The following is a 17,719-nucleotide window of genomic DNA, read 5'->3' as shown; positions in this document are numbered from 1 at the left end:
GGCCCGCCACCAGGCCCCGGAACGCGCATGGCGAATTCGTGACGCGGGCCCATGAAGAAGGGAACGGAGAGTAGACCGAGGAGAAAAAGATTGAGCGCGACCGAGGCAAGGAAAGCCGGCCCGAGCCAGCGGCGGGGCTTTTCGGGGGCGGGAGAAGGCGATGTGCCGGTGTCGCTCATTGCATCCATTCCTCGGGCCATGCCGTGTCCGCAAGGGCCAGCGAAATCAGTTCGTCGCCGGTCGCCGCATCGGGTGTAGCCGCTGTCATTGTTGACGTTGTGGGAAGTGAAATATCGAGGGTTGAGCCGAGCGTCACGCCAAGCATGATCGACGCGGCGAGCGCACCGGCCGGAAAGGCGGGCGAGCCGTAGGGCCAGACCGCTTCGACGAAGCCGCGCAGGAACGTCTTGCGCGGCGCGGTCGCGGGCGCGGAGACCGGCGGGACGGCGCGCGGGCGCGCGGCCATGAGCCGGGCGACCAGCGCCTCCGACGGTGCTTCGGCGGGCGCCATGTCGAGCAGCGCATCGAAGCGGGCGGCATCGGCGACCAGCGCACGGGCCTCGGCGGAGGCGGCAAGCAACGCCTCGGCGGCGGCCCGCTCGTCCTCGGGCCAGCGCGACGGCGACGCGCCATAGGCGCCGACGATCCCGGCCAGCCGCTCCAGTGTGATTTCTTTCTGCATCATCTTCGATCCATTGAATGAGCGTTTTTCAGGCGCTCACTTTCCTTGAACGTAGCAGATCGCCCTTTTCCGTCGCCAGACTGCTCCGCAATTGGCGGCGCGCCCGGGAAAGTAGCGATTCCACGGCTTCGACCGTAATTTCGAGAATTTCGGCGGCTTCGATATTGGTGAGGCCCTGATAGTGGGACAACACGATTGCGGTGCGCTGACGCTCCGGCAGGGCCTGGAGGGCGGCTTCCACGCGGGCGGCGAGTTCGTTCTGTTCGAGCTGGCGGTCCGGGCCGGGCTCTTCGCTGGCGGGTTCCGGGATGGCGTCGATATCCTCGGTGCCGCCCCTGTTTTTACGCAGGCGGTCGAGGCAGAGATTGGCGGCGACGCGGTGGAGCCAGGTGCCGAACTGTGCCCTGCCCGGCTCCCAGCGCTCTGCATGGGTCCAGACGCGGAGAAAAACCTCCTGCGCGACGTCCTCGGCGTCGGCCCGGTTGCCGAGTATGCGGCGGGCAAGCGCTGTCACCCGCGGCAAGTGCCGGTCCATGAGTTCACGGCAGGCCGCTTCGTCGCCCGAAGCGACGGCGGCTACCAGTTCGTCATCCGACGGTCCATCCAAGCGACCGCATCCCCTTTTTCCGGCGACATGCACCGGGCTTTCCGCGTCATCGCCGGATGCCAATGCCGGCAGCGCGAAAGGGCGCCGGCTCGCGCCGGCACCCTCCGTTGTTTCGAAGCGCATGTTCAGCCTACTCGGCTTTCGGCGTCTCCGCACCCTTGCGATGATGCATGCGGCCTTCACCCGGCTCGATCTTGCCGTCGCCATTCGCGTCCATCATCTTGAACATCCTGTCGCTGCCGGCCGTGAATTCGGCTTTCGTCACCTGGCCGTCGTCATCGGCGTCGAGGTGGCCGAAGAAATCGCCACGCTTGCCGCTGTGCTTGCCGGCATGCTTCGCGCGCATGTCGCCGGCCGCTTTCATTTCCTCGAGGGTGATGCCACCATCGCTATCGGCGTCCAGCTTGGCAAATATCTTGTCCAGACGGGAGGCATGCTTGCCGTCCGCATCCCGGCCGTTTTCGGCGGCACGCTTTGCGAAAGCCGCCTTCATTTCGTCGAGCGTGATGGAGCCGTCACCGTCGGCGTCGGCTGCGCTGAAACGCTCCTCCGGCGTACCGCGATGCATCTTGAACTTCCCGCGATGCTGTTCCTTCGCGGCTTCGAATTCCGCCTTCGTAACGATACCGTCACCGTCTGCATCGGCGGCGTCGAAACGCATTTCCGCAGCAGCGCGCATTTCGGCCTGCGAGATGTCGCCGCTCTTGTCGGTATCCGCCTGTTCGAACATCATGCGGGCGCCGTGGCCGGGCTTGCCCGTTTCGGCGTGGGAGAGGGCCGGAATGGCGATCGCCAGTGCGAGGGCCGAGGCGGCGCCGAGCAGGCCAAATTTCAGTTTTCGCATCTCAATATTCCTTGTTCCTAGGTTTCCGTACCCCGGAAGGCCGGGCGCGCCGGACGGCCGGTTTCCGCCGGGCTGGGGGGAGGCCGGAGGGGGGCCGTCCGGGCACCCGTTACTTCATCTAACGAGGAGGGACAGCGATTCCGTCGAGGAACAGGCGGAAATTTTTCAGGCCTTCAGAGGGGCCGGAATAGCGAGACGGCGCGGGTTGTTCCATGCCGGTTCCGTGAGGACGCGGGCGGGCAGCACGATCTCGCGGACGGAGACGCCTTCACGGCGTTCCGCGCGGACGGCAAGATCCGATGCGGCGAGCGCAGCGGCATCGACAGTTGCAAGCGCGATGTTGGCGGCGAGTGCCGGCGAGAAACCGATGCTGGTGGCCGTGCCCGCAAGGCGGCCGTTCGCATGAACGGCGGCAAAGCGCGCGGGCTCCAGCCCATCGACGACGAGGGGGACGACGCGGCGGCGCGGTTCAACGAGGACGAGGCGACGGAGCGCCTCGCGGCCGTTGAAGAGAGGTTTTCCGAAATCGACAAGCGGCTCGACCCAAAGGTCGAAGGGCGTGCGTGCATCGGCAGCGTCGATGGCGGCGAAGGCGGAGAGATAGTCCTTACCCGCGCGCGGGAAGCCTGTCTCAAGGCGCGCGAGTTCGCGCAGATCGAAACCCGCCGGTGTGAGGCCATATGGCCCGGATTTCTCCAGAAGGAACCGCCAGGCATGCGGCGCATCGTCAGGGTCGATCCAGATTTCGTAGCCGAGATCGCCGCTGGCGCCGGTGCGGCTCACGTAAGCCGGCATGCCCGCGATTTCGGTCCAGCGCGCGGCGAAGGGCAGAAGCTCCGCTATATTTGCGACACCCGCTTCGGCAAGGCAGAGAGCGGCGAGTGGACCTTGCAGCGAGAGAACGGCGAGCGTCGCGCTGACGTCCTCGATGCGGACACGGAAACCGACGGCGCTGTCCAGCAGCCATGCGAGGTGCGTTTCCTCCGTGACGAGACGATATTCATCGTCGTCGAGGCGGAAGAGAAGCCCGTCTCCCAGAACAAACCCGTTACCTTCGCAGAAGACGACGTGAAGCGCGCGGTCGACTTCCAGCGCGCCGAGATCGCGGGTGACGAGACGGTCGAGAAAGGGCCGCGCGTCCCGGCCGGCGATCCGGTATTTCACCAGCGGTGAAATGTCCATCAGCGCAGCGGCGCCGCGCAGGGCACGATACTCGTCGCCGAGATCGGTGAGAGTGGCGGGCGTCGTGAAGCCGTTCCAGACGGTCCAGTTATTGGTACGGCTTTCGGCGGCGACCGCGAGGTGAAGCGGTGACGTGAGGACAGCGCGGGCGAAGACCGGCTCCGCGCGCATGTCTTCAAACAGAGCAGGATCGACCGCCGCCCGCTCATCGAGCGGGTCGATTTCGGGGTGGAGGTTCTCCACCTCTTCGTCTTGCGGCGAGGGAAGCAGGGTGTCCGGGATCATGCAGGCTCCCTTTCATCCAACTGTCCCACGCTTGTGCGTTTCACGGAAGTTTCCGCCGCGATGACTTCGGCCGCCAGGAAACCCGGCAGGCCGGTGACCCCGCCGCCGGGATGACTGCCCGCACCGCAGAGGTAAAGGCCCGGGACAGGCGTGCCGTAACGGCCGAAAGCGGGCGCGGGCCGGAAACCGAAGAGACGATCGAGGCGGACGTCGCCCTGATGCCAGTCGCCGCCCGCGAGACCGTATTTCGTTTCGATGTCGGGCGGAGTCAGAATTTCACCGGCTATCATCAGATCGCCGATGCCCGGCGCATAATGCTCCAGCGTGCGCACGACGCGCTGCACGAAAGCTTCGCGGCGTGCCGGCCAGCCGCCTTCGATATCGTAAGGAACGTGGTGAACGAGCACGGAAAGCACATGATGGCCGGCGGGCGCGAGCGTCCCGTCGCTCATGCTGGGAATGGTGACTTCCATGACGGGATCGGAGGCGAAATCCCCCTCACGGCAAGCAGCGTTTGCGTGGCCGAGTTCTTCCAGCGACGGCGAGATGACGAGGCGCGCGCCGTGAAGTTCCGGCGCGAGGCCGGCGAATTGCGGCGCGCCCTCGAGCGCCAGATTGACTTTGGCGGATGTGCCGCCCGGTGCTGGCGCGCGCAATTGCATGGCCGGCCCGGTTTCGAGGCGGGCGGCGCCCAGGAGCTCCAGCAGGGTGTTGCGCGGACCGGCCGAGGAGACCACGAGCGGTGCGCGAACGATGAAGCCATCCTCCATCTCGACGCCGGCGGCGACGCCGTCTTCGACCAGGATGCGGGCGACGCGCGCGCCGAGACGGATTTCGCCGCGCTGCGCGGAGACGGCGGCGGCAAGCGCATCGACGACCGAGCCCATTCCGCCCTGCGGCAGGCGCACGCCCTGCCCCTGCATCCGCATCGCCTCGCGGCAGACGGCGCGGAAGGCGGTCCCCGGCGCATAGGGGCCTTCGCTACCGCCGAGCGTGGCATCGAAGGCGAGCGCGCCTTTCAACAGCGGCGACTCAAACTCGGCATCGAGAAGATCGCCGATGCTTTCGGGCAGTATCCGCATCAGACGGCGCAGGGTGGCGCCGCCGCCGAGCTCCGCACGCCAGACGAGACGCCGGAGAAGCTGCCTGAGCGCTTCCGCATCGCCGGGCTTCGGCGGCGCTTCGGCGAAGAGCGGCGCGACCAGGGCCGCCTGCGTCTGCAGGCGGGAGATATAGTCGCGATAGGCGACGGCATCCTTCGGGAGGTGCGCGGCGAAGGCGGAAAATTCCTTCCGGCTGCGTGGCAGGAGAAGGTGCTTGCCGTCGCGGTCGAGAGCGACCGTCGGTATGTTGCGCGCGGCGTAGCGCAGACCGTGTTTGCCGAGCTTCAATTCGCGCTCGAGACGGCGCGGAAAGCCTTCGAGCAGATGCGCAACAGCGGATACTCGATAGCCGGGCAGGATTTCCGCAGTGGCGGCGGCACCGCCGAGACGGTCGCGCGCCTCGACGAGAAGGACACGGCGATGGGCGCGGCCGAGGCAGGCGGCGGCGACGAGGCCGTTATGCCCGCCGCCGATCACGATCGCATCGTATTTCCTGCCGCCCCATGCCATGGCTCAGCCTCGCTTCCGGCGGCGGGAGAGAACCTGTGCGGCAGCATTGGCGCCCGCGCCGCCCATGACGAGGGGCCCCGGATGCGCGCTCGGCGAACAGAGGTAGAAATTTCGCAGCGGCGTTTCAGCGCCGCCCATGCCCGGGAAAGGCCGGTTGGCGAACATCTGGTCCAGCGTCGTCTCGCCATAAGCGAGGTCGCCGCCGGTGAGGCCGAGCTCGCTTTCGAGATCGTGCGGGAGCAACACCTCGCAAGCGAGAATGCGGCTCTCGATGCCCGGGCTTATTTCACCGAGGCGGGCGATGACGAGGTCGCCGAGCGCATCGCGGCGTTCGCCGCTCCATGCGCCTTCGTGAAGCGTTTCCGGGACGAACTGCACGAGCGCGGAGAGGACGTGCATGCCGGCGGGCGCCAGCGTGGCGTCGTGGAATGACGGGATGAGCACGTCGATCAGCGGGTCGCGCGGAGGGATGCGGTCGCGCCAATCGGTGAAGGCGCGCTCCTGGGCGGGGATGAAGCCGGTGAGACGCAGGCCGCCCGCAACGGAGGGACAGCCGGGCGGGAGATAGGGGAAGTCCGGCATGGCGCCGAGCGCGAGATTGACCTTGGCGGTGACGCCCTTCATGCGGACGCGGCCGACCCGCTCCACCAGACCTTCCGGCAGGTCCTTCCACTGAAAGAGGCTGAGGAAGCTGCGCTTCACGTCGAGGCCGGAGAGAACCGAGCCGGCGCCGATCTCCTCGCCGTTCGCAAGGACGACGCCGCGGACGACCTTGTCCTTTATCAGGATGTCGGTGACTTCCGCTTCCATGCGGACCTGGCCGCCATGCGCCTCAATGACCGACATGAGCGCGCGCACAAGCGCGGCGGGGCCGCCATGAGGCAGAAGCGTTTCCGGCGCGCCGCCCATCGCATCGCCGGGCTCACCGATCCAGGGTGCGACGAGGCGCGAGGCGCCGGTAGGCGAGCAAGGACCCAGCGTTCCGCGCATCAAGGCGGCGGAAGCGAGATGCGCCTTCACGACATCGGACTCGAAGTAGCCGTCGAGGAAATCCGACATGGGAAGGGTCCAGAGGCGGAGCATGTCCGCGACGTCTTCCGGCGCGATGGCGGCGATGCGGTCGGCAAGGCCGAGACGCGCACGAAGACCGCCGAAGAGGCCCTTCGGGATGGTGCGGGCCGGCCCCTCGAGAAGCGGTCCCAGACCGCGCGCGGCGCGCAGCATGTCGCGGCGATAGCGCGTCCACGCATCGGCGTCGCGGCGTGAAAAGCGCGCGATCTCGCGGCGATGGACGACACCATCGCGGTAGCTTGCATGGTAGCTGCCATCGGGGAGGCAGGAGACGCCACCCTCGGCGCGGACGAAACGAAGGCCGTGACGGGGCAGATCGAGATCGGCAACGATGCGGGCGGGCAAGCCGCCGCTGCCGAGCGTGTAGCGCGGCAGGCGGAACCCGGGCGCGATTTCGCGTTCGGCGGAGACGCCGCCCGGCGCCGCGGCGCGATCGAGCACCAGCACGTCGAGCCCGCCCCGCGCCAGACTGGCAGCGGCAACGAGTCCGTTCAGCCCGGCCCCGATGACGACGGCATCGCGACGCTCCATGCGCCTTTACTCCAAACACACGTCCTCTTCCGGCAAGCGGCTGCCGGAATGGGACTTACCTACAAGAAGCGTACCGAATTGACACGCCTTGCGCCCAACACAACTCGCGAGCCGCACCGGAGCGGCACGCGCGTTAACCAAGAATGCCGGGGTTTTGCCTTGCTTACAGCGCGTTTCAATAAAAGAAGGTAAACGCGGCGAGACCCCCACAAGCAAGAAAGCGGTGCAATATCTCAGCCATCGCGGGGGCGACGGTGCTCAGGAGGGCGAGACGATTTCGGCGAAAGCCTCGAAGACGCGGCGCTGGGTTTCGATCAGTTCGGCTTCGAGGATGGGGAAATCCGGTGCGTCGCCGGCGCGGGCAAGGAGCGACTTCAGGCCGGGCGAGGCTTCCGCCGGATTGAAGACGCCCTCGACGCAGATGCGGATGACTTGCGTCAGATTGTGGGTGAGCGCGATGGCGCGCAGAAGCAGGTCCGCAGTTTCCGGCGAGACGAGGCCGGCGGCGGCGATACGGGCAAGCGAGGCGCGGGTATGCGTCTGCAGTATCTCCGGGTGCGTGGCGCCATGAACGAGCTGGAGGTACTGGCAGATAAACTCGATGTCGACGAGGCCGCCGCGCACATGCTTCAGTTCCCACGGGTTCCTGCTGGAGCGTTCCTTTTCAACGCGGGCGCGCATATCCGCGACGTCCACCGCGATCTTCGCCCGGTCGCGCGGACGGCGGAGCGCGGTGGCAATGGCATCTTCGATCCGTGTACGAAGTTCATCGGGGCCGGAAATCACGCGGGCGCGGGTGAGCGCCATGTGTTCCCACGTCCAGGCTTCGCTTTCCTGATAGGCCACGAAGCTGTCGAAGGCGGTGGCGATCGGACCGGCATTACCGGATGGCCGCAGCCTCATGTCGACCTCGTAGAGCTTGCCTTCGGCGGTCGGCGCGGTGAGCGCGCTGATAAGCTGCTGGCAGACGCGGGCATAATATTGAGACGCATAGAGCGGGCGCTCGCCATCCGACTGGGCGTCGGGTGAGCCGGTGTCGTAGATGACGATGAGATCGAGATCCGAGGCGGCGCTCATTTCCTCGCTGCCGAGCTTTCCCATCGCGACAACCGCGAAGCGGCCATCGGCCACGCGGCCATGCTTCTCGGCGACTTTCGTTTCGGCGACGGGCGCCAGTGCGGCAACGAGTTCGGCGGCGAGGGCTGCATAGGCAGGGCCCGCCTCCTCCGCGTCGGCGCTTCCCGTCAGGACGCGGACGCCGAGGCGGAAGCGGTATTCTCGTGCCCAGACGCGGACGAAGTCGAGCGTGTCCTGATAGTCGACGGCATGAACGAGGGCGGCCGTGAGGCTTTCATGCAGTTCGACCTTGCCGGGAAGAACCTTGAAGAAGTCCGGGTCGACCACCGCCTCCAGCACGCGCGGGTTCTGGCTCAGGTAACTTGCAAGCCGGGGCGCGGTGCCGCAAATCCCCGCGAGAAGGTCGAGCAGACTCGGATTGGAATAGAGCATCGAGAAAAGCTGCACGCCGGCGGGAAGGCCGGTGAGGAATTTGTCGAAGCGGTCGAAGGCGGTGTCGGGATTGGAGGTGCGGGAGAGCGCACGCAGAAGCGCGGGCATGAGGCTTGTCAGCAATTCGCGCGACCGCGACGCGCGGGTAGCGGGGAAGCGGCCCGTGTGCCACCCGCGAATGGCTTCCGACATCTCCGAGGCTTTTTCGAAGCCGAGGCCGCGAAGCGTGTTCAGCGTGTCGGGGTCGTCTTCCGTGCCTGTGAAGACGAGGCTGCCGCGCTCCTCGCTCAGGGGCGGCGCGGTTTCGAAGAGCTTCGCGTAGTGATCGCGGACGCATTCGAGACGTTGCGTCAACGCATCGGCAAATTGTGCGCGGCCCGGAAAGCCCAGGAAGCAGGCGACATGATCGAGACCTTCGTCGCTCGCGGGGAGAGAGTGCGTCTGCTCGTCGTCGATCATCTGGAGGCGGTGTTCGAGGGTACGGAGGAAGCGGTAGGCTTCCTTCAGCTCCGCCGCCGCTTCGGGCGCTATCCATTTTTTTGCGGCGAGTTCATCCAGCATCGGGCAGGTTTGTTTGCCGCGAAGGTCATGGTCGCGACCGCCCGCGATCAATTGCTGGGTCTGAACGAAAAACTCGATCTCCCGGATGCCGCCCCGACCGAGCTTGATGTTGTGACCGGCGACGGCGACCGCGCCATGGCCTCCGACCGCGTGGATCTGACGTTTCATCGAATGGATGTCGTCGATGGCGGCAAAGTCGAGGTTCTTCCGCCAGATATAGGGCGTCAGCATTTTCAGGAAGCGCGAGCCTGCTGCCATGTCGCCGGCCACGGGCCGCGCCTTGATGAAGGCGGCGCGCTCCCAGTTCTGCCCCCGGCTTTCGTAATAGGTTTCAGCGGCGGGAAGAGAGACCGCGACCGGCGTGCCGCCGGGGTCCGGGCGCAAGCGCAGATCGGTGCGGAAGACATAGCCTTCAGCGGTGCGTTCCTGCAGCAGCTTGACGAGGTCCTTGGTCAGGCGGACGAAGAAGTCGCTGTCGTCGAGGCCGGGTTTCAACGGCAACTGGCCGGGCTCGTAGAAGACGACGAGATCGATGTCGCTCGAATAGTTGAGTTCGCGCGCGCCGTATTTTCCCATGCCCAGAATGGCGAGGCCGGAGCCTTCGGAGGAAATTTCCCCGGGCTCAAGGAGAACCTGACCGCGCGTGGCGGCGTTGCGGAGAAGCCATGCGATGGAGACCCCGACGGCGGCGTCCGCGAAGGAGGTGAGCGCGTCCGTCACCTTGTCGAGCGGCCAGACGCCGGTGATGTCGGCCATGGCGATGAGGAGGGCGGCTTCCGACTTCGCGAGACGGAGCGCGGCCATGACATCGGCCTGCGTTTGGGCATCGGTGACGCGAGCGACGCGGGCGAGGAGATCGTCGAGCGCCACCTCCGGCGCACGCGTGAGGAGGCGCGGCAACCACTCCGGATGAAGACGGACGATGCGGCCGAGGAAGGGCGAGTTGCCGAAGATGGAGACGACGAGGTGACGGACGGCCTTGTCGGCGAGGAGCTCCGCGAGTGTCTTGTCGCCGATGCGCACAATGGCGGCTTCGAGGTCCTCCATCTCGCGGGCGACACGGGTTCCGTCATAAGGCGCAGGTGCGTTCGCCGCCACCATGCGCAGCGCCTTCGCGCCTTCTTCACTCGTCACTTCGATCTCCTCCGTCTCAAGCGGCGGCAGGTTAGCCCAGTTCAACGTCCGGAGACAGGCAGGAAGAGCGTGACGTTGAGGCCGGGGTTGTTGTGGCGGAGTTCGACGGTGCCGCCGTGGAGGCGGGCGACGGCAGCGACGAGGCTGAGGCCGAGGCCGGAGCCCGGCGTGTTGCGGCTTGCTTCCAGCCGGACGAAGCGTTCCAGGACGTGCTTGCGCTCGCCCTCCGGAATGCCGATGCCGCGATCGGCGACCGAGAGAAGGATACCGCGTCCGGGCCGGTCCGGATCGCTTTCGGCGGACACGACAATGCTGCGCTCCGTATCGTCGGACTGTGGCATACCGTGTTTGATGGCGTTGTCGAGGAGGTTGGCGAGGGCCTGCGAGAGCAACTCGCGGTTGCCCCAGATTTGCAGCCCGTCCGGCACCTCGATGGCGATGGAGAGATCGTGCTCCTCGGCGACCGGCTCGTAGAGGTCGGCGACGTCGCGCATCGTGGCGCTCAGGTCCACCCAGGTCATGGAGTCGCGGAGCGAGCCGGCTTCGGCGCGTGCGATCATCAGAAGCGCGTTGAAGGTGCCGAGCAGATGGTCGGCCTCGGCGATTGTCTTTTCGAGCGCCTGTTTGTAGTCGTCGGCGGAGGCCTCCTGCATCAGCGTGACTTCAAGGCGGTTGCGCAGCCGGTTCAGGGGGCTGCGAAGATCATGCGCGATGTTGTCGGTCACCTGCCGCATGCCGATCATCAGCGCCTCGATCTGGTCGAGCATCGCATTCAGATTGCGACCAAGCTGGTCCAGTTCGTCTCCGGTGCCGGCGATGGGAAGGCGCTGAGAGAGGTCGCCCTCCATGATGTCCCGGCTCGAGCGGTTGATATCGTCGACGCGCGCCAGCATGTTGCGGCTCATGAAGAGGCCGCCGACAAGGCCGAGCGCCATTGTGAGGCCGATGGCCCAGATGAGCGCGTTGGTGATGAGGCTTTCGATCTCGCGCCGCTCCTGCACGTCGCGGCCGACCAGAAGATAGAAGCCCTCCGGCAGAAAGAAGGCGCGGGCGCGGGCGGCCTTGATATCGACGCCGTCGAGGGTCTTGCGGTTGTAGTCGAAGTCGAACCAGCCGTCGGGACCGGGCTCGACCTGCGGGCGCGCGTCGAGCGTGCCGGCGAGGACGCGGCCGGCCGGATCGAGCACCAGGTAGAGACTCTGGCCGGGGTCGCGCGAGCGCTGGATGACGGTGTGGACCAGAAGCGGCAGCCCGCCCTGGCGGTACTGCTCGGCGAGACCGGCGATTTCAACCTCTACCGCCTCGTCCGTCTGACGGGCGAGGAAACCGGCCGTATTCCAATAGACATAGGCCAGAAGCGTGATCGCCGAAGCGGCGAACAGAGCCAGATAGATGACCGCGAGCCGGAAGGTCGAGGTCTTGAGGAGTTTAATCAGCGGCACGCAGCGAGTATCCAGCCCCTCGGACCGTGTGCAAGAGCGGCTGCTCGAAATTCTTGTCGATCTTGGCTCTCAGCCGCGAGATATGCACATCGATCACGTTTGTTTGCGGGTCGAAATGATACTCCCAGACGTTCTCAAGCAACATGGTCCGCGTAACGACCTGGCCGGCATGTTTCATCAGATATTCGAGAAGGCGGAATTCGCGAGGCTGGAGGTCGATTTCGGTGCCGTCGCGGATGACCTTGCGGGCCAGAAGGTCGATTTCGAGGCTGCCGACCTGGAGCCGGGTGCGGACCTGGTCCGGGTTGGAGCGCCGGACCAGCACCTCGATGCGGGCGAGAAGCTCCGCAAAGGCATAAGGCTTCGTCAGGTAATCGTCGCCGCCCGCTTTGAGGCCCTTGATCCGGTCGTCCACCTCGCCGAGCGCGGAAAGGAAAAGAACCGGCGAGCGGACCCCTTCCTCGCGCAAGGTTTCGACCACGCTGAGACCGTCGCGCTTGGGCAACATGCGATCGACGATCATCACGTCGAAGGTGCTGGACAGGGCGAGGGTCAAGCCCTCCTCCCCGTCCGCCGCATGATCGACGATATGACCGCTCTCGCGCAGCCCTTTCACGACATAGGCCGCCGCTTCGAGATCGTCTTCAATCACCAGAATGCGCATCGCTGCCTTGCTCCCCCCGGGATAATGGCCGGGTTCAGGATTTTTCGAGCGTCAGCGCGACGAAGCGCTGCTGGTTCTCGCTGCGCAGAAGGAGCAGCACCGAATTCTTGTCGGCCTTGCTCGCTTCGGCGACGCCCGCCACGACATCGGCGGGCTTCGTCACGTCCTTGCCGGAGACCTTGACGATGATGTCGCCCGGACGGACGCCCTTTTCGGCGGCATCGCTCGCCGGATCGACACTTTGCACCACGACGCCGTCCGGCGACTGGGTGAGCGCAAGGCCGAGGCTTTTCGTGGTGCCAGCGACGGGCGCTTCGTCACCGGGCGAGGCAGCGGCCATCGCCACCTCTTCGGGGAAGGTGCCGATCTGAGCGGTGATGTTCTTCCGCTTGCCGTCACGCCACAGAACGATCTTCGATTGCGTGTCGGGCTTCAGGTCCGCGACGGTGCGGCTGACCGCGCGCACGTCTTCCATTTCCTTGCCGTCGACATTGACGATAACGTCGCCGGTCTGGATGCCGGCCTTCTTTGCAGGACTGTCCTCCGCGACCTGCGCGACGAGAGCGCCTCGCGGCTTGTCGAGAGCGAGCGTGGAGGCGACATCCTCATCGACCTGCTGAATGGTGACGCCGAGCCAGCCGCGCGTGACCTTGCCGTTGTCCTTGAGCTGCGCGACGACTTTCTGTGCGATGGAGGAGGGAATGGCGAAGCCGATGCCGACGCTGCCGCCGGTGGGCGAGAAAATCGCGGTGTTCACGCCGACCACGTTACCGCGCACGTCGAAGGTCGGGCCGCCGGAGTTGCCCTTGTTGATCGAGGCGTCGATCTGGATGAAATCGTCGTAGGGCCCGGCGCCGATTTCACGGCCGCGCGCGGAGACGATGCCGGTCGTGACGGTGCCGCCGAGACCGAAGGGATTGCCGACCGCGAGGACCCAGTCGCCGACGCGCAGCCCGTCGGAATCGCCGAAGACGACGTAGGGCAGCGGTTCCTTGCTCTCGACCTTCACGAGCGCGAGATCGGTCTTCGGATCGCGGCCGATGAGTTTCGCCTTCATCTCGCTGCCGTCGTCGCGGACGACGGTGATGTCCTTGCCGTCGCCGACGACGTGGTTGTTGGTAACGACGTAACCATCGGCCGAGATCAGGAAGCCGGAGCCAAGCGCGGTTGCGTGGCGGCGCGGCTGCGCGCCGTCAGGGCCTTGCGGCTGCATGTCGCGGAAAAACTTTTCGAAGGGACTGCCGGGCGGGAACGGCAGGTCCGGCCTGCCGGCGGGACCGCCGGCCGCCACTTCCTCATCGACGCGGATGCTGACGACGGCCGGGTTCACCTTTTCGACGAGATCGGCGAAGCTCGGCAGCCGTTCCAGCGCCGTCGCCGCAGGAGCGGCAGATTGCGTGTCCAGCGGGGCCGTTTCGGCCACGGCGCCCGTGGCCCATGCGCCGAGCGCCAGTGCACCAGCGGCGGCCAGCGCCAGGGTCCGGTGCCGCATCGTGTTTTTCCGACCATTTCGCATTGCTGCACTCCCATGCTCGTTGAGCCACCCTTCCAACGGCCCGGGAGGTACGGGTGCGAGGACGGCCAATCTTGACGGCAAGGATCATGGCCTGATCCTTGCCAAATCATGTCTGAATCATTACAAATAAGTAAGGCTGAAAAATGGCGCACCTAGCGAGAAGCGTCCGGGCCATTTTCGTCCATCAGGACAGCGACACGGGCCGCTTCCTCCGGCGTGAGCTGAGGCTCGACCGCCCGCGCCCGCTGACGGCGCAGGACGAACACGGCGATGCCGCCCCCCACCAGCAGAGCAGCAAGAGGACCGAGCCAGAGAGCCCATGTGGAAGGCTCGAAGCGTGGCGTCATCAACACGAATTCGCCGTAGCGATCGACAACGTAATCCAGCACGGCTTCGTCGCTGTCGCCTGCCGCAATCCGCTCACGGACGAGCGTGCGGAGGTCACGTGCGAGCTCGGCTTCGGAATCGTCGATCGATTGGTTCTGGCAGACGAGGCAGCGCAGTTCCTTCGAGAGGGCGCGGGCTCGGGCTTCGAGCGCCGGATCGCCGAGACGCTCAACCGGATCTATGGCGGCGAAGGCGGGCATCGCCAGGGCGAAAACGACGAAGAAGACGGCGAGCGAGCGGCGCATGGGGGCTACTCCGCCGGCACGGGGCGCGCATGAGCCCTGGCGGCAACCGGCGCACCGACGCGCAGGCGCCTGTCAGTGAGCGAGATGGCGCCCCCGAGCGCCATAATCATGCCGCCGATCCATATCCAGGGCGCCAAGGGATTGTTGTAGGCGCGCAATATCCATTTGCCGTCGGCGGCGGGATCACCGAGCACGACATAGAGGTCGGAGAAGCCGGTGGTGCGGATGGCGGCTTCGGTTTTTTCCTGACGTTCGGCAGGGAAGCGGCGCTTTTCCGGCATGAGGGTCGCAACCGCCTGGCCATTCTTCTCGACGCGAACGAGCCCCACGGTTGCAACGAAATTCGGGCCGTCGCGCATGCCGACCCGATCGAGGGTCAATGTGTAGCCTGCGAGTTCGGCGCTGTCGCCGGGAGCAAGCGAGGTGATGAGTTCCGTCCGCCACGCGGTGATGCCGACGATGCCCGCAACCGCGATGCCGAGGCCGCCATGGGCAAGCGCCATGCCCCACGCGGCGCGCGGCAAACGGCGCGCGCGGGCAAAGCTCTCGGACAGCGGTGTCGAGAAAAGTTTGGTGCGCCATGCGATCTCGGATGCCGCGCCCGCCACGAGCCAAACGGCAAGCGCGATACCCAAGGGCGCAAGCCACGGGCCTTCCTGCATGAAGGCGAAGACAGCGAGGCAGGCGACAAAGGCAAAACCGGCGGCGGCGAGCAAACGCTCCGCCGCACCGCGAATGTCCGCGCGCTTCCAGCTCAGGAAGGGACCGATGGGTACGAGGCAGAGCAGCGGCACGAAGATCGGCACGAAGGTGAAATTGAAGAACGGCGGACCGACGGTAATCTTGTGGCCGCCAACAGCATCGAGCAGCAGAGGGTAAAGCGTGCCGATGAAAACGGAGGCGGTAGCGGCGGCGAGCAGCAGGTTGTTCATGAGCAGCGCGCCTTCGCGGCTGATCGGCGCGAAAATGCCGCCGGCCTTCAGAAGCGGTGCGCGCCATGCGTAAAGCCCCAGCGATCCGCCGACGAAGAAGATCAGGATGCCGAGGATGACGATGCCGCGCGCGGGATCGACCGCGAAGGCGTGAACCGAGGTAAGGACGCCCGAGCGGACGAGGAAGGTGCCGAGAAGCGACAGCGAGAAGGCGATGATGGCGAGGAGAACGGTCCAGCTTTTCAGCGCGCCGCGCTTTTCGGCGACGATGGCCGAATGGAGAAGCGCCGTACCCGCGATCCACGGCATCAGCGAGGCGTTTTCCACCGGGTCCCAGAACCAGAAGCCGCCCCAGCCGAGCGTGTAGTACGCCCACCACGAACCCATGGCGATGCCGATGGTGAGCGCGAGCCAGGCCGCGAGCGTCCATGGCCTCACCCAGCGCGCCCAGGCGGCGTCGACGCGGCCTTCGATGAGCGCGGCGACGGCGAAGGAGAACGTCATCGAGAAGCCGACATAGCCGGCATAGAGCCACGGCGGATGGAAGGCGAGCGCGCGGTCCTGCAGGAGAGGGTTGAGCCCCCGGCCCTCGAAGGGCGCCGGATCGAGGCGGATGAAGGGATTGGAGGTGAAGATGATGAAGAGCAGAAAGGCGACGGCAATCGACGCCTGCACGGCCAGGACGCGGGCGCGCAACGTATCCGGCAGATTGCGGCCGAAGACGGCAACCATGGCGCCGAAGAGCGCCAGGATCAGCACCCAGAGCACCATGGACCCTTCGTGATTGCCCCAGACGCCGCTGATCTTGAAGATCATCGGCTTGGCGGAATGCGAATTGTCGTAGACGAGCTTGATCGAAAAATCGGAAACGACGAAAGCGTAGACGAGAACGGCGAAGGCAAGCGCGACAAGGCCGAACTGCAGTACGGCAGCGGGCTGGGCAACGCCCATCAGGGCCACGTCGCGGCGCTGTGCTCCGATCATCGGGACGATCATCTGCGCGAGCGACACGGCAAGCGCAAGCACCAGCGCGAAATGGCCGAATTCGGCGATCATGGATAGCTGCCTTGCCCGTAGGTTTCCGAATGCGGCGCTTCGGCGCCCTCGCCCTGCCAGTTGCCGGTGCGCTTCAGTGCGTCGGCGACTTCCGGCGGCATGTAATATTCATCGTGCTTGGCGAGCACATTGTCCGCGGTAAAGCCGCCGGCATCGTCCAGCGCGCCTTCGGCGACGACGCCCTGCCCTTCGCGGAAGAGATCCGGCAGCACACCGCGATAGGTGACGGAGATCGTCTCGGCAAAATCGGTGACGTTGAAGCGAACATAGGCATCGCCAAGCTTTTCCAGCGAGTCTGGCTCCACGAGGCCGCCGAGACGGATACGCTGACCGGGTTCGACACCCCGTTCGACGACGTCGCTCGGGCTGTAGAAATAGACGATGCTGTCGCGCATTGCATAAAGCACGAGTCCGACGGCCAGAGCCAGAATACCGAGGCTGACGGCGATGAAGGTGGCGCGGCGCTGTTTGCGCGTCATAGGGTTCCGCTCCCTTGTCGGGCCGAAATGGATGGCCTGAGATATATCCGGGCGGGCATGGCGGCGAAACCGCTAAATCGTCGCGGGGGAACGGGTTTTCGGCGCGTGGCCTCAAATGCCCAGCATGATCCGGGTCGCAGGGCCGGCTATGCCGTCGGCGACAAGGCCATAATCCTGCTGGAAGGATTTGAGGGCTTTTTCCAGCCCCTCGTCGAAGACGCCGTCGCAATTGATGGCGTAACCCTCCTTCACCAGCGCCGCTTCAAGCGCGCGGACGTCGTTGCCGGTCATGAAGGGGTCGGTGAGACGGAGATTGCGTGTCGCGGCGTCGATGGCGGAGACAGCGACCGGCGGGCGGCGACCGAGCACCGCTTCATCGATGCGCACGCCCCGCACCATCATCGGCAGGGCGAGAGACCAGTTCTTCGCAGCGATTAATGCCTCGAAAGCTTCCATGCGGTAAGCGGTCTTGCGGAGGAGCGTATTCGGGTGGGCGGTGAGCCAGCTCCGCCGCTCGCGGACATAGGCCGAGACCCAGACGCGCTCGCCCGCTTTGGACGGGTGACCTGCTTTCGCGACCGTGCGGTCGCGGAGCGCTATCCACGAGCCATGGACGACGCTGTCATAGACGACCGCAACCGAGAGCGCTTCGGCGAGACCGAGCGTTGCGGCGGAAGCGGCGGCGGGCTTCCAGTAGACGCGGTCGAAGAAACTGTCCTGCGTGTCGCGCATGACGGGGTCGGCGCCCGCTTCCTTCAACAGGTTCCGGAAAGCCTGGTCATTGTCGAGGCGGAGATCGATGTCCGCCAGCCGCGGGAGATAAGGCTTGCAGGCGCGTGCGTAGGCGGCGCCTGGCGCGTCGCAATAGGATTTGATGAGGAGGTGGAGATTGCCGCTGCCCAGCGTCGTCTGGGCCCGGCCATAGGTAAGGTGGCCGCTATCGCCGACGAGGAGCGTGACGCGGGCGTAATCGCCCCGC

Annotated in this window: 14 protein-coding genes; all 14 read right to left on the bottom strand. The window is 65.9% G+C overall.

All coding sequences use genetic code 11. The features are described from left to right. Window positions 1-175: 175 nt before the first annotated feature. Window positions 176-685, bottom strand: a complete 510-nt coding sequence (locus Q8S60_RS06500; RefSeq protein ID WP_305277240.1) for a hypothetical protein — start codon at window positions 683-685, stop codon at window positions 176-178. 25 nt (window positions 686-710) lie between these two features. Continuing rightward, window positions 711-1,289: an RNA polymerase sigma factor gene (locus Q8S60_RS06495; protein WP_305277239.1), complete on the bottom strand. Its 579-nt coding sequence runs from the start codon at window positions 1,287-1,289 to the stop codon at window positions 711-713. Window positions 1,290-1,419: 130 nt separating this feature from the next. Next, the gene (locus Q8S60_RS06490) at window positions 1,420-2,133 is read right to left on the bottom strand and encodes an EF-hand domain-containing protein (RefSeq protein WP_305277238.1); all 714 of its coding nucleotides are present in this window, start codon (window positions 2,131-2,133) and stop codon (window positions 1,420-1,422) included. Between the two features lie 165 nt (window positions 2,134-2,298). Then, window positions 2,299-3,600 (bottom strand): aminomethyltransferase family protein, encoded by a 1,302-nt coding sequence (locus Q8S60_RS06485; protein ID WP_305277237.1) that lies wholly within the window; start codon window positions 3,598-3,600, stop codon window positions 2,299-2,301. Next, window positions 3,597-5,213: an NAD(P)/FAD-dependent oxidoreductase gene (locus tag Q8S60_RS06480; protein ID WP_305277235.1), complete on the bottom strand. Its 1,617-nt coding sequence runs from the start codon at window positions 5,211-5,213 to the stop codon at window positions 3,597-3,599. The genes Q8S60_RS06485 and Q8S60_RS06480 overlap by 4 nt, the downstream gene beginning before the upstream one ends. A gap of 3 nt (window positions 5,214-5,216) precedes the next feature. Beyond that, a complete protein-coding gene (locus tag Q8S60_RS06475) occupies window positions 5,217-6,815 on the bottom strand; it encodes an NAD(P)/FAD-dependent oxidoreductase (protein WP_305277233.1) in 1,599 nt (532 codons plus the stop codon). Window positions 6,816-7,073: 258 nt separating this feature from the next. Next, window positions 7,074-10,019 (bottom strand): bifunctional [glutamine synthetase] adenylyltransferase/[glutamine synthetase]-adenylyl-L-tyrosine phosphorylase, encoded by a 2,946-nt coding sequence (locus Q8S60_RS06470; RefSeq protein ID WP_305277232.1) that lies wholly within the window; start codon window positions 10,017-10,019, stop codon window positions 7,074-7,076. 41 nt (window positions 10,020-10,060) lie between these two features. Beyond that, window positions 10,061-11,461, bottom strand: a complete 1,401-nt coding sequence (locus tag Q8S60_RS06465; protein ID WP_305277231.1) for a HAMP domain-containing sensor histidine kinase — start codon at window positions 11,459-11,461, stop codon at window positions 10,061-10,063. After that, entirely contained in the window at window positions 11,448-12,125 is a 678-nt protein-coding gene (locus Q8S60_RS06460; protein ID WP_305277230.1) for a response regulator transcription factor, read from the bottom strand. Before Q8S60_RS06460 ends, Q8S60_RS06465 begins: the two co-directional genes overlap by 14 nt. A 34-nt stretch (window positions 12,126-12,159) precedes the next feature. Continuing rightward, window positions 12,160-13,641, bottom strand: a complete 1,482-nt coding sequence (locus Q8S60_RS06455; RefSeq protein WP_370867285.1) for a DegQ family serine endoprotease — start codon at window positions 13,639-13,641, stop codon at window positions 12,160-12,162. 152 nt (window positions 13,642-13,793) lie between these two features. Continuing rightward, complete coding sequence (locus Q8S60_RS06450; protein WP_305277226.1) at window positions 13,794-14,273, bottom strand: cytochrome c-type biogenesis protein; 480 nt, start codon at window positions 14,271-14,273, stop codon at window positions 13,794-13,796. A 5-nt stretch (window positions 14,274-14,278) separates the two neighbouring features. Continuing rightward, window positions 14,279-16,261, bottom strand: a complete 1,983-nt coding sequence (locus Q8S60_RS06445) for a heme lyase CcmF/NrfE family subunit (RefSeq protein ID WP_305277224.1) — start codon at window positions 16,259-16,261, stop codon at window positions 14,279-14,281. Then, window positions 16,258-16,740, bottom strand: coding sequence for a cytochrome c maturation protein CcmE (ccmE, locus tag Q8S60_RS06440; RefSeq protein WP_305277222.1), 483 nt, complete (start codon window positions 16,738-16,740; stop codon window positions 16,258-16,260). Before ccmE ends, Q8S60_RS06445 begins: the two co-directional genes overlap by 4 nt. 111 nt (window positions 16,741-16,851) lie before the next feature. After that, the coding region (locus Q8S60_RS06435; RefSeq protein WP_305668439.1) for a peptidoglycan-binding protein at window positions 16,852-17,719 on the bottom strand (868 nt) is incomplete at its 5' end.

The organism is Parvibaculum sp., from assembly GCF_030694575.1.
GTDB lineage: Bacteria > Pseudomonadota > Alphaproteobacteria > Parvibaculales > Parvibaculaceae > Parvibaculum.
This window is presented reverse-complemented; position numbering and strand designations above follow the sequence as displayed.